This is a genomic window from Pradoshia sp. Z3_51 (assembly GCF_058215915.1).
On the sequence record NZ_JBZAJC010000001.1, the window covers coordinates 417,664 to 434,468 of the forward strand.

Here is a 16,805-nt window from a genome sequence, read left to right on the forward strand (position 1 = left end):
GATCAACAGGATTCTCGGATAATTAACTCGGAATCAATAAATACCGGTTTTAATTGGGATCTATCATTAATTAAATCGTCGAGCATATAGGCGGATAATTTACCGAACTTTTCCTTATCCTGTTTCACCGTTGTTAATTTTGGAGAACTATAACGGCAGGCTGCAATATCATCACAGCCAATTAACCGGATATCATCTGGACAGCTTAAGCCTGCTTCTTTAATAGCTTGCAAAGCTCCGAGGGCCATCATATCTGATGTCGCAAAAATTGCTTCTGGCAGCGTTTTAGATCGCAGGATTTTCTTCATTGCCGCATACCCGCTTTCCTCATGAAAATCACCGTATTGAATCCAGTTCTCACAAATTTCGAGTCCAAATTGATTCAGTGCTTCCAGGAAACCCTTTTTGCGAAAGATCGAAACAGGAGAATCAAATATACCGCCAATAAAACCGATTTTTTTAATAGCATGAAGATACAGATATTCCACCACTTTTCTCGACAAGCCCAAATTATCAGTCATAATATAGCTAGCCTTTGGCCCTTTTAATTCAATATCGATTCCGATACAGGGCAGGCCGGCTAAAGCTAAAGCATAGGTAGATTCCTCCACCTCTTCACCTGCAATAATTAAACAGCCATCCACATTAAAATGCCGGCATCTTGCTAAATAACTTCCATTATCCGACTGAAAATGTTCGTTTGAAAACATTAAAATATCGTATCCCAGTAAACCTATATTCTTTTTAAATGAAGAGATAACCTCATTAAAATAAGGGTGGGTCATATCAACATTAATTCTTCCGGCATAAATCAACCCAATTAGATTTGACTTCTTCGTTGCCAAGGATCTGGCAGAAAAGTTAGGTTCATAACCGCTTTGGTTAATAATATCCATCACTTTTTTTTTCGTTTTTTCACTTATTCCCTCATAATTATTGATTACCTTTGAAACTGTGCCTTGAGATACATTGGCCATTTGTGCAATATCTTTAATCGTTAAATTCATGTTAATCCCTTCTAAATTCGAGTAGTTTGGTTACCCATTTTTAGGTTAATAGGAGTTTCAATAGTTAAGCATAAATTTGGAAGGAATGTTTATTTAACTGAGCCTTCAGTAATACTCGAAATAAACAACCTATTGAAAAATAAGAATACTAGTAATAACGGCACTGTTGCCCAAAATACACCTGACATAATCATTCCAAAGTCCACATTATGTGTATTGCTTAATTGAGCCAATGCTACCTGAATCGTATAGTTTTCCGGATCCCTTAATACGGTAAACTGCCATAGGAACTCACCCCATACTGCCGTAAAGACAATAATACCCAAAGTTGCAAATGCAGGAAGCGTAATCGGCACGATGATACTGCGATAAATTCTAAAGTTAGAACAGCCATCTAATTTTGCTGCTTCGATAAGTTCATCAGGAACCGATTTACTAATATATTGCCTCATAAGAAAGATACCCAAAGGATTTAAAAAGAACAGCACCATTACACCTGGTAAAGTATCAAGCATGCCCGCCTTTGATATAAGGAAATATTGAGGGATTAAACCCAATTGAGGCGGAATAATCATCGTTAGCAAAATCGCGATAAATAGTACATTTTTTCCCCGGAACGTAAACTTAGCAAAGGCAAAACCGGCCAATGAACTAATGAATAGAACAACGATTGTTACAATGGCACAAATGACAAATGAGTTCCACATCGAACCGAAGAAATCAATTTGATTTAATACCTTTTTAAAATTTTCAACTAACATATTCCCCGGTGTAAGTGTGGGAGGAATCGAATTAAAGGCCGAGCTTGGACTAGTCGCCATTACAAACATCCAATAAAACGGGAACAAGGATAATAAGGAGGAGATGCCCAATAAGCCATAAACTAATAGTTTGCTTATGGAAAATTTCCTTACTTTTTTATTTTTAGTCATTGCCCACCCCTCCTTTTTCTTCCAACTCCAGAAGTTACGTATACATTGATTGCTGCAATCACTGAGATTAATACCAGCAAAATAATAGCTGTTGCAGAAGCAGTACCAAAGGATTGCAATCTGAAGGCATCACGATACAGGTACATAACAATCGTCATAGCCTCATCCCTTGTAAAGGCACCTGTTCCCATAAATATAGTAGGCTCAGAAAACAGCTGCAAAGCCCCAACCGTAGAAGTAAAGACCGTAAGTATAATAAATGGTTTTAACAAAGGAATGGTTATATAACGAAATTGTTGGGTTTTATTTGCCCCATCAATCGTGGCAGCTTCATATAGTTCATTGGGAATACTCTGTATTCCTGCCAGGTAAATGATCGTATTATAGCCAACCCATCGCCAAAAGACCATAATGGATATCGCAATTTTCGTTCCCCATTCTGAACTTGCCCAGCTTACTGGATCAAGACCCGCTAAACTTAGAACATAATTGGCTAATGAGGATTCATGATTACTAAACAGCACACTGAAAATCAAGGCTACCGCAACCATTGATGTAATATAAGGCATAAAAATAGTGACTCTGAAGAAGTTTTTAAATCTTAGGAAGGCTAGATTTAACAGATAAGCAAAAATGATTCCAAACACAATTTGCGGAGCCGTGCCCATAATTCCCATAACAATCGTATTATAAACAGCCTTCCAAAATAGAGGGTCTGTTAAAACAACCTTAAAATTATCCAACCCCACTGAGACCATGGGACTGAGACCGTTCCACTTTTGAAATGCTAAATAAATACTGAAAATCATAGGATATAAACCAATAATCGCAAAAATGATAAAGAAAGGAGCAATGTATAAATAAGCGGAATACATATCTTTTTTTGCCTCAGATCTAGCTCGCTTCTTTTTAACTTTGATTTCGTTCATACTAGGATTCGCTTTCACTGGATCCATTTCTACACCTCTTTTCCCATCAAAGATGGGAGCGGCGTTCCCATGAAAATCACGCCGATTCCCACCTTATTAGTAATCTATTGAAATTACCGGTTTAATAAGCCTTTGGAGCGTTTAACAGCGGCTTTCCATTCTTTTTCAGGATCCGTTCCTTTATTTTGAACGTTCTTTAAGCCATTCAGTACTTCTGAATAGATTGGGAAATATTTTTCCCCTTTATAAACAGCCCCACTGATATCTTGTGCTGCTTTAGCAAATACCGGTGCTGTTGCCTGTCCGCCAAAGAAGGCATCTTCGTTTGTTTTGAAAGCGTCCATTTCATATACAGATTGTGCGGAAGGGAAAAGTCCCTTGTCTTGGAAGGATTTCAGTTGATTGTCTGGAGAAACTAACCATGAAGTAAATTTATATGCTTCTTTTGCATTTTTTGTTTCGCTTGGTATGGAGATGAATGAGCCACCCCAGTTTGCCGCAAATTCAGATGGTAATGTCGCAACTCTCCATTTACCGGAAGCTTCTTGCGCATTCCCTTCCATCCAGCCTTTTAACCAGCCAGCACCTAATTCAGCAGCAAATTCACCTTTATTTACAGCATTTGCCCACTCCGGTGACCACATTTCAAATTTACCAACAATACCCATTTCATTCAATTTCACAGCATAATCATAAGCTTCTTTAACGGCATTACCATCCTCTTCAATCAATAACTCCCCTTTAGAATTAAGGAATGTTGTTTCTGCACCATCCAAGTAAGCTCTGAATGCCATTTCAATACTATCTATGAATACCTTGCCTGTTTTTTCCTTCACTTTCACACCAGCTTCTTCAAAAGCTTTTGGTGAATTAATCAGTGTGGCTACTTCTTCAGGATCTGTTGGAAGACCTGCAGCTTCAAATAAATCTGCACGATAGTACAAGGCTTTCGGTCCAATATCTGTTGGCAGACCAATCAAGAAATCCCCACTATCATTCTCCCCTGTTTTCCATTTCCAATCTAAGTACTGATCTTGAATATCTTTTGCACCAAGATCATACAAGTTTTCAAAGCGATCCTGTGCTGCTTTAAAACGGTCTAATTGGTCAATTTCCAACATCGTGATATCAGGCGCTCCGCTTCCAGCAGATAAAGCGGTGAATAAAGCATCATGATGATCTGCTGTTTCTGCTGCTCTTACTTTAATGGTAACGTTAGGATTTTCCTTCTCATATTCCTTCGCAAGATCCTCATAATTCGTAGCTCCGAATGTCCAGAAATCCAGGGTAACTTTTTCCCCACTTTTACCACCGTTTGAAGAAGTCTTTTCATCATTACATGCTGCCAACGACAGCGCCAGGACCGTTGATAATCCGATTGCAGCCAATTTTTTTAAGCTTTTCAATTGTAAAACCCCCTATAATAATTTGGTCAGACCATCATCCATGGATGATGCATAAAGGTAAATTTTGATTCTGTGCTACCCAGCCCCCTTTACCATATTAATCTTTAAAAAAATGATAATAGCACCACCGTTTAGAAACCGGTTTCCAAAAAGATTAAAATCATGTCATTATCAGAGAACAGAAACCGCTTTCATTAGTGATTATAAATCGATTTTTCTGAAAAATCAACCATTTATTGGGAATATCGCCCAATATTTTGGAAATCGCTTTCGTAATTAATTCTATTAAATAACTTACCAAAGACCCTTTAGGGAGTGGTCTTAACATTTCTCTATATAGGTACCTGTTCTTCCCATTCTGGGTATTCATAAACTGAAACACAATCACCCTTACATCTAATTGTATGCCTCAAAAATAACATAGATGTAAACAGGTTATTTCACAAAAAAAAAAAAAAAAAACGACTTACCGCACTGGCAAGCCATTAAAGAATTAATATCTAGATGACAGTCTTATCATTAAAATTTTTATGCTATCAGATTAGATACTTTTTAATACGGTTACCAATCAATTAACTAAATGGGATTTGATCACCTTTTGAAATTACAATTTAGAAGTTATACCCATTCTAAAGAACTAGGACCCTAACTATCCTAACTGAGAGAATCAACTTATTAGATAAATTATTGTTTTTGAAATTGATTGTTTACAATCTTTGATATCGATTTGTTTTTGGCTAATGCTAAAATTCCTGCCGATAAAAACATTAAGGACCCTAACAGATCCATTACTAGATAGGAGGTAACCCCTATTAAGATAAACCAGATAGGCTTTTTAACTTCTAGTTGATTGTCCTTTAATAATTTTGCCATAACAAAATTTACAATCCCTAATATAACAAATAGCATTCCGAAACTAACCGAGAACATATATAAACTACCAAAAATAGATTGTGCCGCTTCAAGTTTTGCTAGAGTATTATAATCAGAATTTAATCCTTCATTTTTTATATATGAAGCATAAACAAAAATAGTAAGGAGACCTGAAACGATCTGCCATATAGAACCGACCATGACTAATCTTCTCTCTAGCTTTCGATTCACCATTAAACCTCCTTCTATTATCCTTTAACTCCAGATGACAAGGACATTGATTCCATAAAGTATTTTTGTGTAAATAAATAAAGGATAAATGTTGGAATAATGGCAACAAGTGCTCCCGTTAGAGCATGCGCCACATCGAGTTGATACATCCCTTGTAGTAATTGTAATCCCGGGGTGATTGGCATCATTTCAACATCATTAAACACAATGGATGGCCATAAAAAGTCATTCCAGGAGGCAGTAAATGTAAATAACGCTACAACTGTTAATACCGGTTTTATTAGTGGTAAAATCAGCTTAAAAAATATTTGGAAATCGGAAGCTCCATCTACTCTCGCAGATTCATCAAAATCAATAGGAATTCCTTGCATAAACTGTCTTACAAGGAAGATATTAAATACTCCTGCTGCCCCCGGTACAATCGCAGCTAAATAATTATTTACCCAACCTAGTGTGTCCATAATTTTATAAAGCGGAATAAGGTTTACAACAGCTGGAAACATCATCGTTGCCATTAAAAAGATAAAAATGGTATCTCTTCCCTTGAATTTCATTCTTGAGTATCCATATGCAGCTAATGAAATAATTACAAGTACTAATACTGTTTGCGATAGCGATATTATCATTGAGTTCATAAACCATTTTGCAACTGGTGCACTCGTGTTATTAAAAAGTACATCCTGGTAATTACCAATAACCCAATTAATCGGTAGGATTGTAAAAGCATTTGTTTGAATATCTGCCTCACTTTTGAAAGACGTAATGAATGTGTACAAGACAGGGACAATCCATATAAAAGCCATTATCAGTAAAAAGATTAAACCAACAATTTTTGAAATACCTTTTTTACCCAAAACAAGGACCTCCTAATCACGTTGTCTTAAAAAGAAGAATTGAATGGCAGAAACAACCATAATACATAAACCGAGAATTACAGCCATTGCCGCTCCGATACCAGCAATAGAAATTCCAGAACCAAATGCATTTTCTTGTATGTACATTAATAATACGGAAGTTGAGCTAGTTGGCCCACCTTTCGTTAACATAAGTGGTTGTCCATATACATTAAATTGTGCGATTGTTGTAATAACAACTGTATATAATATTTGAGATCTTATACTTGGTAGAGTGATTCTAAAAAAACTTTGAAACTTATTTGCTCCATCTATTGAGGCTGCCTCATATAAATCTTTTGAAATACCGTTTAAAGCAGCCTGATAAATAATCATATTTGCACCGATTGTCCACCAGACCGTTACAGTAACTAATGCAATCCAGGCATATGGCTGGGTCGCTAACCAGTTTGTTTCAACATTTAGAAAATGATTAACTGGCCCAAAAGAAACACTGAAAAGCATTGAAAAAATAATCATTACGGCAGAAACAGAAAACAAAGTCGGCATGTAAAACAATGCCTGAAAAAATTTCATCCCCTTTGGTTTTGTGTTAAGACCTGCAGCTAAAAGCAAAGGAACAATAATACAAGCAGGAACTGTAAAAAGCACAAACTTGAATGTGTTTCCTAATCCAGTACGTAGTTGATCGTAAAATGTTGAATCTTGATTAAATAATATTTCTTGATAATTAGCAAATCCAACAAATTCCGGCTTTCCGATTAGATCCCAGCTCGTAAATGAAATATAAATACCATATAAAGTGGGAATAAGAAAAAATATCGCAAATATTATTAGATGTGGCCCAATGTATAGAAACGGAGAAAAATTAAAATGTTTTTGTTTCGAATGTTTTTCTATACCTGCTGACATTTTTAATTCTTTATTCACTCCAGGATTGTTCATATATTTAACCCCTATTCTTTAGATATCGAATAGAGAGAGAAATCCTTATATATGGATAAGGATTTCTCTCTAATTGTGAAAGATCGATTTTTATTGTCAATTAATTCCATTATTATTATTTTTTATTAGTTGAAATTTTATCCTCAACTGCTTTTTGAGCATTTTTCAACCCTTTATCGATATCTAATTTCCCATAAATCGCATCGCCAACCAATTTATCGACTTCTTCGACTACAAAACCATTGTACTTATAATCAAAGATTTTAAGAGATTGCTGCATTTCTTGGTTCTCAATTAAGAAAGCCTGAGGCAATTCTTTATATTCAGGATTTTCTAAGGTTTCTAAAGCTGCAGGATTTTGTCCTGCTTTAGCCCATGGAAGTGAATTTTCTCTCACAAAATCTAGGAAATCAACTATCCCCTTTGCCTTTTCGTCTGAACGTTCTTTGCTGTTAAACATGACGAATTGGTGAGAAGACGTCCAGTTTACAATTTTATCAGATGAAAGCTGAGGGAAGTTTGTTAAACCCCAGTTTAATTTCTTAGCATCTTTTATACTATTTTGCATCCAGATACCTTCTGGATAAAAAATAGCTTTACCAGATTTGAATAACTGGCCTGGATCTTCTCCATCCTTGTTAGCAATTTTATCGTCTACAAGACTTTTTAATAATTGTAATGCTTCTTTAGCTTCTGGAGTATCAATAGTAGGAGCTTCACCATCACTAGTTATGTCTCCCCCGAATTGATTGTAAATGGATAAAAAGATCGGACGTGTCCAAGTGATTCCAATGCCAGTAATTTTGTCTTTTTTAGACAATTCTCCTGCTTTTTTCACTTCATCAAAAGTTATAACATTATCATCAAGTGCATTAGGTGCATATTTTTCCAGCAAATCTTTATTATAATACATTACAAAACTATGCACATCTAATGGCACACTATATCTACTATTATTAAGGTTACCAATGTCCCAACCTGCTGTTACATAGTTTTCTGCTTTAATTTCAGGATGATCAGTCAATACATCATCAAACTTTGTTAACATATCATTATCTACAAATTGTTTAATTCTCTCAGCATGAACTACGGTTAAATCAGGAATACCTTTTCCAGAGTTTACTACCGTTGGAATCTTGGTATACATATCATTTTCTACCATTGATACATTCTTAATTTTGAACTTAGGGTTTGTCTTATTATAATCATTCACAATTTGCTTCATATTCTCACCATCTGGCCCTGTGAATGGATTCCAAAAGACAATTTCATTTTTAGATGAACCTTCTGAACCTGAACTAGATGAACTACAACCTGTCAATGCCGTCATAACTAGAAAAAGAATAGACAATGTTAATAGCGATATTTTTCTCATTAGTTTCCCCCCTAATTTTTTCAGAAGATAAAACATGCTCCTAATACTTAAAAGCGAATCAATACCTCCCATCAATTAAATAATGTTTAATGAATAGTTAGTACACATTTTAAATTTCACTATTTTTATCCCTTTAACTGACTTCCTATAAGTTTTCATCAAGGGCGTTGTACATACAGTTATCAATTTGAGTCTTATTTATTGTTTATTGTCTTGATTTTGTTTAAATCTACTTTTGGTTCCCGATTTTCCTTTAGTAAACCGTTCACCTCTTGCTGCACATCGGTAATTTGCGTATAGCAAAAACCACTAATATATGGAGTGTTTTTAATAGCTTGAGTAATAGATTCATAACGATGTAGTAATTCTTCTTCACTATTCACTTGCTTACCATAGCCCCAGCCTTTTTCAGAATCAAAGGCAATACCACCATATTCACTAATAATGATTGGCTGCCCCTTATATTCATATCCTTTTGCCATTGCAAACTTAGAATTATTAAATGCTATCTTGTTATTCACAACTTTTTCTTTGTCTTTATATCGTCCAATAAATTCCTCACCATATTCCACATAATCATGAAGAGTCAGAATATCTGAAACTGTATGCTCCCAACCATCATTTACAATAACAGGTCTCATGCTATCAATCGCTTTTGTAAGATGATAGATACCTTCTGTAAAATTTTGCTGTTTTGCATCTGTAAAAACATTCTTTATACCCCATGATTCATTAAACGGAGTCCAAGTAATAATGGACGGGTGATTATAGTGCTGCTTAACAACTTCAATCCATTCATCTGTAAAATTCTGAATTGCCCCATCAGAAAACTCATAGGTTGCAGCCATTTCAGACCAGACTAGCAGTCCTTTTTTATCAGCCCAGTATAGGAATCGCTGATCTTCGACTTTCATATGCTTTCTAACTCCGTTAAAGCCCATTTCTAATGTTCGGTCAATATCTTCAATGATTGCTTCATCTGAAGGTGGTGTTAAATATGACTCTTCCCAATAACCTTGATCTAATATAAGTTTTTGATAAATTGGTGTATTATTTAACAATACATTCCCATTCTCTATAGACACTTTTCTCATCCCAAAATATGATTTTACATAATCTATTACTTTCTCGTTCTCAAGCAATGTAAATTCAACATCATATAAATTAGGAGATTGTGGACTCCAATTCATTATTCTCCATTTATGAGACTCACAAGCAATATTCATGGTAGTCATAAAATGTGGTCGATATACGCTTTCTTCAAAACGCTTTATTAGCTGACCTTCAAAATAAATGGATGTTCTTAATACTAAGGACTGATCAAGGTCACCTGAAACTTCAAACCCGAATTCAACTGATTCTGTATCTATATCAGGAGTTATTTTGACTGACTGGAGATGCGCTTCATTTAAAAACTCAAGCCATACCGTTTGCCAAATTCCAGTTGTTTGGACATACCAACAATCAAAATTATTATCTAACCACCTTTGTTTTCCTCTTGGTTGAAAGCAGCTTTGACTGTCTTCATTTTTAACCACAATGTTTAATTCATTTTCCTCACTTAAATAATCAGAAACATTAAATGAAAATGCAATTTGTCCACCCTTATTTTCACCAACAAATATTTCATTAACCCATAGCTTTGTTACATAATCTGCTGCTTGGAAATGAAGGATTATGTTTTTATTTTCATATTCTTTAGGTATTATGATTGTTTTTTGATACCAAACATTCGGACAAAATTTTTCCTCTCCAATACCACTGGCTTTTGTTTCATATGTAAAAGGGACGATTATTTTTTTATCAAACTTTGATTCTTTGTACCATTCTTCCTTTTCTCCGATATTCTCTCTATCAAATTTGAAATTCCATTCTCCATTTAAATTCATCCAATCCGCTCTTTCAAACTGAGGACGCGGATATTCAGTTCTTGGTATGTATATTTCTGTCATTTGAATAACTCCTTTATATTTTATCTAAATATTTCAAAAAATGTAAGTGCTTACATTTATATTTTAAATTAAGCTCAATAACATTAATATACTAAATTTAGTATAAAATATACTTTTCTTAAGATAAGTAGACTAAAGCAGAAAAGAACCAACCTACGTCTATAAAGATTACATAGTTTGCTTTCTATTAATTAAACAACATATCATTATTAATCAACCAATACTTGTTTATTTTAATAGAGTATCTAACAGTGCTACATTTTCACATGAATTAAATTGCACAGGAACATAAATCCTTTTTGGATTGTAAGTACCCTTAACTTGTTCTAAAAGAAGGTCAACTGCTTTTTTACTACATTTATCAATATCTTGCTTTATAAATGGAACTCCAGCTATACCAGATGGATCAAAGGTCAACAATACAATTTCTCGACCTAATTCCTTCTTCAAAGAACAGATTGCTAAATGAGTATAAAGAGCTAATTCTGCATTCATTGTAAAAACAGCTGAAATTTCTGGCTTACTTAATAAAAAAATCTTAATTAAGTTTGGGGTTATATTCGGTTGAATATCATTGAATCCTAATAAAAGCCATTGGTTCTTATCAATTTTAATCCCTTTAATTAGAAAAGCGTTTTCAAATCCCTTTGATCTCTCATTAGTTACAGTATTGGTAATGAACGGAGATATGAGCCCAATATTCTTGTGCCCTTCATTTAATAAGTAGGAAATAGCTTCGAACGTACCGACTTCATTTTCGGAGGTTACACTATAAGTTAAAATATTTTCCATATATCTATCAATTAATACAAAAGGATATTTATCCAATGACAGTTTAAGGACAGCCTCATTATATGTTTCTTTTTCTGTAGGAAAGATAATCATCCCGCTTACTTCCATCTCTCTAAACATTTCAATAGCATCCGCTTCAACATATTGGGACTCTCTTGTAATTTTTATAATAAGTTTATAACCATTTTCTGTAACATACCTCTCAATAAAATTAACAAACTCTTGTTCAATCTTCGTTTTCATATTTGGTAGAATAAGTGCGATTAATCCCTTTTGTTTATTCAGTTGATTAATAGAAGAGGTTAAATAACTTTCACAAACAAACGTACCTTTTCCTTTGATTCTTTCTACTATTCCTTCTTCAGCAAGTCCAACAAGCGCATTTTTAGTTGTAATCTGGCTAACATGATATTCTTTCGTCAACTCTTTTTCAGAGGAAACACGATCACCTACCCGGAGCTTACCTGTTTGTATTTGAGCTTTAATTTTATTTTTTATTTGTTGATACAGAGGCTCATTTTTAATCGTAACTCACCCTTTATTCTTTATATACTGATATACTAAGCATACTAACCATTAGTATATTTTACCACCTTTTAGTGGATTATATTAATTCATATATAAAAGATAATCTCAATAGTACATTTGTTTACAGTGTATAAATTAAAAATACAAAAAGAAACAAACTGCGAATAATATCAACAAATATCAATAAGCATAATAAATAAGGATTCTATTATAATTAAGTCTATAAAAGTTCATAAATATATTTTTATCTGCATCTTGATTTTCATAATAAAAACACATTTACCAATGGTATGGTTTACACAATTAAACTTAAACTCTCCTTAAATCCATATCCACTAACTCCAATTTTCAATAAAAATAATAGATTGAAATATCTAATCTATCCTCTCAAATAAAAGTGGTAAAAAACTTCATCGTCCCCTTCCTTTATTTCACAACACCATAATAATAGGTCAATAGAGTCAGTTTATGTTAAAATTACATTTTATAGATAGGAGGATTTTAAATGGCGAAAAAGAAAGTATTGGCTGTTGTGACGAGCCATGAATATATGAAAAATGAAAAAGACAAAACGGGTTTATGGTTAAGCGAACTTGTACATTTTTATGATTGTTTAAAATTGGCAGGATATGAGGTTGATATAGTTTCCACAAAAGGAGGAAAAGTACCACTTGATCCGAAAAGCCTTCTCCCTGTCTTGCTGGATAACAGGACAAAGGAATACTATCTGGATCCGTATTTTATTAGTAGATTGGATAAAACCACTTCTATCGATGAAATAACATCTGACGAGTATGGCTGCATCTATTTTGCCGGCGGACATGGAACGATGTGGGACTTCCCTAACCAGTCCAGCATTCAAAAGTTAACCGCTGAAATATATGAAAAAGGCGGTGTCGTTTCGGCTGTTTGCCACGGACCTGCTGCTTTATTAAATGTTGTATTATCAGATGGGACTCATCTCTTGGAAGGAAAAACAGTAACCGGTTATACAAATATGGAAGAAACGATCATGTTTGCATCACATAAAATACCATTCAAGCTTCAAAATGAGTTAACCGCTAAAGCTGGAAAATTCACAAAATCAACCGTTCCTTTCACATCACATGTGGTGGAAAATGAGCGAGTGATTACAGGACAAAATCCACAAAGCGCGCGAGCAGTTGGTGAGAAAACGTTACATTTCTTACAAAATCAAAAAAGATATTAAAAAATGTCGATTCAAACTCCAAACCTTTGTTGGAGTATTGAATCGACATTTTTTTAATTTACATAGGTAATACATACAAAAAGATAGATAAAAAGTGCAGAATAGAAGCAACCAAGACCATCAGATGCCAAATCGCATGGTGATATGGAAACCCTCTCCATACATAAAAGATGCTTCCTACCGTGTATAATAATCCGCCATACACAAGCATCATTAATCCAGTTGGAGGAACTGCCATTTTTAACGGCTCCCATGCTACAACAATTAACCAGCCCATGATGATATAGATTATTGTAGAGAGAATGACAAATTTCCTTAGGAAAATGGCTTTAAAAACAATTCCGGCTATTGCCAACGTCCAGATAATCGCCAATAATGCATATCCTGTTTTCCCTCCAATTGCAATGATTGCATACGGTGTATACGTTCCTGCAATAAATAAATAGATGGAGGTATGATCAAAGAATTCCATAATCACTTTGACTTTGCCCTCAGGAAATGCATGAGTCAGAGTCGAGAATGTAAAAAGCATCAACATCGATATTCCATAGACCAAAACAACTGATAGCCTATCGCCAGCTCCATTCGTTATAGAAAAAACAATCATTAAGATTAGGGCCGCAAAGGATAAAGCTGCTCCTATCCCATGCGTAATCGCATTGACGACTTCTTCTTTCTTGGTGTAAGTATAGACTCGATTCATCAAGAGACTCCTTTCCATGTTTTTATTTGTCTATTCCCGTTTTTTTGCTAAATTAATACCTTTCTACCTATTTTTTAAGATTTAATTGTTTTAAAAGATATGGCCAGACCTCCATAATATCTGTTGCTAGCATTGCGCTAGGTTCACGTTCAATCGCCCAATATTCTGACGATTTCCCATGAAGATAAACCGCATTCGACACGGCTGTTGTATAGTGTGAGAAAGGTTCAGATTGACACAGTAATCCTAAAATAATTCCAAGCAATGTGTCTCCAGAACCGCCTTTTGAAAGACCGCGATTTCCCGTTTGATTGATATAGCCAGTTCCATCTGGAAAAGCGATAACCGTATTTACTCCTTTTAAAATAACTGTTACCTCATGTTCAATAGCAAAATCACGAGCAACCGAAATGCGGTTTTCATTGATCCACCTAGAAGATAATCCTGTAATTCGAGCCATCTCTCCGGGATGAGGTGTCAAAATGACCGGTGCCGGACGCCCTTTTGGATACTCTCTTTTTTGCAGGGCAGCGGCATCTAAAATAAGAGGCAAATCAGGTTGATTCAATAAAAATTGAACTTTATCCTCCAATTGTTCATCCAAATCCAAACCAGGACCGATTGCTGCTGCTTTCATACTGGATAGCTGTTCATTTTCTTTTAATTGTTGAAGCGTGTGATACCAATAGGTTGCTTCAGGAAGTCTCTGACAAACAATTTGTGCTACACTTTTATCGGTTGCGATTGTCAGTTTGCCAATTCCGGAACGCATAGCACCAAGACCAGACAGAAGTGCACAACCTGGCATTTCCTCACTGCCAGCAATTAACAATCCGGTTCCAAATGATCCTTTGTGCGGATTATTTGGTAAAGCAGGCCATGTTTGTTTAACATCTTCCTCTGTCCATACTCTCCAGCCTGATTGCTGTACCAATCCAATATCCAACGATTTGACTGTCCCATAGTATTCAGCCGAAGGCACTAAAAAAGCTGAAGGCTTAACCCCATGTAAGCATAATGTGTAATCTGCTTTAAAGGCAGTCACTACATTACCTCTATCTGCTTCAACACCTGAAGGAATATCAATCGCAATTTTCAGAGCCAATGATTGGTTCCAGTAGGCAAGCACTCGATCCGCATGACTGGAAAACGGCGGTTTAAACCCAATTCCAAAGAGCCCATCTACCAGAACATCATATTCATTTTCAATCGTTTGGGTGTATGGGTATCCACAAGTAATAAAATAAGAAAAATGCTGTTGCGCAACTTCAGACTTTGGCAATCCAAACGGCAAAATAAGCGTCGCCTTATAACCGTGATTCAGCAATAATCTCGCAAGGACAAATGCATCGCCTCCATTATTTCCTTGCCCAGCGATGATTCCAACTTCATCTTCCCTCTGAATTAAACTGGATACTTCTCTGAACAAAGCCTGTCCAGAGTTTTCCATTAAAGTAAAGATGGATAGCCCATCCGCGTCAGCTTTACTGTCGACTTCTCTGATATCATTCGCAAAATAAATATTCATCACCGACCACCTCTCTTCTTATATTTTTAGTATACAACAATAGGAATAGGAAATTTAAACGATATAGTAAGGTAAGAGATCTGATATCTATTGATCAGATATAGGTTTGAAAGAGAGGTAGCGTACGAGTTGAATAGGTGTGCCATAGGCGGTCCGTAGCCGGGGGATACCTCCTTTCTCCCACCTATCCCACACCTATTCATCATCTTTGACCGGGGATAGGATAAGTATGGGATAGGTGGAGCATAGCCACTTAAAGCTCCGGTATAAGTTTTCGATAGCTTTTGAAAATAAATAGTCAGCTCCACAATCGGAACTGACATTTGTTACATCAACTTTCAGAAATAACGTATCTCCTTTTTTCAGTTCCCCTACATGGAGTTGATAACACGACATACTTGTTTCCTGCCTATTCTTTATTCCACCTGCCGCTTCCGTTCTAGTGGATCATCAGTTTCAATTTACTTGGAAAAATTAATTAAATTATCACCGAGGTGCAGAATTACGCTATGATTCTTTTCGATTGCTTTCCTTCTTGATTCTGTATTCACTTCATCTGTCAGTAAAATAAGATGTCCTTGATCCGTTTGCGGTAATCCAGCCCTCTTCAGATTCTTTTCAGTAGCCTCATATAAATGTTTTTTCCTGTTTGACACATAAAAGATTTGGATTCCTTTCATATCCGCATATTGAAGGAACTCTGATGCACCAGGCAGAGGTTTGGCATTTGCTTGGTAGACCCATGCATCCCATTCTTTATCATTAAAGGAGCTGTTCTTTTGAGCCAACCGAGCTAAAAAAGGGCGGTTATTCAGTACGGTTTCATCTAAATCTAAAATAATGGCTTTATCCTCATCCGTCTTTTGTTGCAGAGCTCGATTGAGTCTATGTTTAGCCACTTTATAACCTTTACTAAATGACGCATCAGTCGTAGATTGTTGGTACCTAAGGACGTGCATTATATTTTCTTCTTGTTGATTCTTATACGGACTAGCTTCTATCCAGTTCATAGGTAAGCTTATCCAAACACTAAATACAGTAATAAGTATACTTCCTTTTCTGATGCCATTCTTTTTCATTCCAATCACCTCTCGAACAGTTTTTCCAAAGACTTTTCATTTCATGAAAAATTTATATTGGAATAGCGAATCTGCTTAAATAAAGTAGGTATTGGATACGAAAAAAAGACCTCATTTGAGATCTTTACTGATTGATTTAGAATTTTCTTTTTCTTATTAAAATACTACTAAACATCCTCAAAGAAACCGCAAAACAGAACATTTTATCAGTCGGAATTTACAGAATAAACCTATTTTCCAGAAATTTTTTAATCTTTAATCAGGGTCTTTATTATGAGGAGCCGAATTGTAAAACTATTTATCTCCATTGGTATACATATCTTAGAATTCATAAGAACTAATATTCATAAATATAGGGGTGATATCCTTGTTTAAAAAACCATTTATTTTGTTGATGATCGGTATCATTCTTGTTCTATTTATAGATACGGGTGCAAAGAATTTCTCAGATCTTTTGCTTA

The 16,805-nt window shown here is 35.2% G+C and carries 15 protein-coding genes; 1 reads left to right on the plus strand and 14 read right to left on the minus strand.

Features of this window, described 5'->3' with window-relative positions; translation table 11 throughout:
- Positions 1–2 precede the first annotated feature (2 nt).
- From AC4BHA_RS01880 to AC4BHA_RS01925, 10 genes are all read right to left on the minus strand, one after another.
- On the minus strand, positions 3–1,007 hold the full coding sequence (locus AC4BHA_RS01880) for a LacI family DNA-binding transcriptional regulator (protein ID WP_490558070.1): 1,005 nt from the start codon (positions 1,005–1,007) through the stop codon (positions 3–5).
- 89 nt (positions 1,008–1,096) lie between these two features.
- Positions 1,097–1,939 carry a carbohydrate ABC transporter permease gene (locus tag AC4BHA_RS01885; protein WP_139891830.1) on the minus strand — a complete coding sequence of 281 codons (843 nt, stop codon included), beginning with the start codon at positions 1,937–1,939 and terminating at the stop codon, positions 1,097–1,099.
- Positions 1,936–2,895 (minus strand): carbohydrate ABC transporter permease, encoded by a 960-nt coding sequence (locus AC4BHA_RS01890; RefSeq protein ID WP_257469024.1) that lies wholly within the window; start codon positions 2,893–2,895, stop codon positions 1,936–1,938. Before AC4BHA_RS01890 ends, AC4BHA_RS01885 begins: the two co-directional genes overlap by 4 nt.
- Positions 2,896–2,981: 86 nt before the next feature.
- Positions 2,982–4,274, minus strand: coding sequence for an ABC transporter substrate-binding protein (locus AC4BHA_RS01895; protein ID WP_139891829.1), 1,293 nt, complete (start codon positions 4,272–4,274; stop codon positions 2,982–2,984).
- A gap of 684 nt (positions 4,275–4,958) precedes the next feature.
- On the minus strand, positions 4,959–5,381 hold the full coding sequence (locus AC4BHA_RS01900; RefSeq protein WP_140461553.1) for a hypothetical protein: 423 nt from the start codon (positions 5,379–5,381) through the stop codon (positions 4,959–4,961).
- A 14-nt stretch (positions 5,382–5,395) separates the two neighbouring features.
- The gene (locus AC4BHA_RS01905; protein WP_490558071.1) at positions 5,396–6,232 is read right to left on the minus strand and encodes a carbohydrate ABC transporter permease; all 837 of its coding nucleotides are present in this window, start codon (positions 6,230–6,232) and stop codon (positions 5,396–5,398) included.
- Positions 6,233–6,244: 12 nt separating this feature from the next.
- Complete coding sequence (locus tag AC4BHA_RS01910; protein WP_077248134.1) at positions 6,245–7,177, minus strand: carbohydrate ABC transporter permease; 933 nt, start codon at positions 7,175–7,177, stop codon at positions 6,245–6,247.
- Positions 7,178–7,292: 115 nt separating this feature from the next.
- Positions 7,293–8,552, minus strand: coding sequence for an extracellular solute-binding protein (locus AC4BHA_RS01915; RefSeq protein WP_066106965.1), 1,260 nt, complete (start codon positions 8,550–8,552; stop codon positions 7,293–7,295).
- Between the two features lie 194 nt (positions 8,553–8,746).
- Positions 8,747–10,504, minus strand: a complete 1,758-nt coding sequence (locus tag AC4BHA_RS01920) for a glycoside hydrolase family 2 protein (RefSeq protein ID WP_490558072.1) — start codon at positions 10,502–10,504, stop codon at positions 8,747–8,749.
- Between the two features lie 228 nt (positions 10,505–10,732).
- On the minus strand, positions 10,733–11,821 hold the full coding sequence (locus AC4BHA_RS01925; RefSeq protein WP_066106971.1) for a GntR family transcriptional regulator: 1,089 nt from the start codon (positions 11,819–11,821) through the stop codon (positions 10,733–10,735).
- Between the two features lie 508 nt (positions 11,822–12,329).
- On the opposite strand from AC4BHA_RS01925, the gene AC4BHA_RS01930 reads away from it, so the two are divergent.
- Positions 12,330–13,034 (plus strand): type 1 glutamine amidotransferase domain-containing protein, encoded by a 705-nt coding sequence (locus AC4BHA_RS01930; protein ID WP_148629792.1) that lies wholly within the window; start codon positions 12,330–12,332, stop codon positions 13,032–13,034.
- 58 nt (positions 13,035–13,092) lie between these two features.
- Here the strand turns inward: AC4BHA_RS01930 and trhA are convergent, their stop codons facing one another.
- The 4 genes from trhA to AC4BHA_RS01950 form a co-directional block, all read right to left on the minus strand.
- Positions 13,093–13,737, minus strand: a complete 645-nt coding sequence (gene trhA, locus AC4BHA_RS01935; RefSeq protein ID WP_066106977.1) for a PAQR family membrane homeostasis protein TrhA — start codon at positions 13,735–13,737, stop codon at positions 13,093–13,095.
- A gap of 67 nt (positions 13,738–13,804) precedes the next feature.
- Positions 13,805–15,265, minus strand: a complete 1,461-nt coding sequence (locus tag AC4BHA_RS01940; protein WP_490558073.1) for an NAD(P)H-hydrate dehydratase — start codon at positions 15,263–15,265, stop codon at positions 13,805–13,807.
- Positions 15,266–15,460: 195 nt separating this feature from the next.
- Entirely contained in the window at positions 15,461–15,661 is a 201-nt protein-coding gene (locus AC4BHA_RS01945) for a hypothetical protein (RefSeq protein ID WP_490558074.1), read from the minus strand.
- Positions 15,662–15,726: 65 nt separating this feature from the next.
- Positions 15,727–16,344 carry a 5'-nucleotidase, lipoprotein e(P4) family gene (locus AC4BHA_RS01950; protein ID WP_490558075.1) on the minus strand — a complete coding sequence of 206 codons (618 nt, stop codon included), beginning with the start codon at positions 16,342–16,344 and terminating at the stop codon, positions 15,727–15,729.
- Between the last annotated feature and the right edge of the window lie 461 nt (positions 16,345–16,805).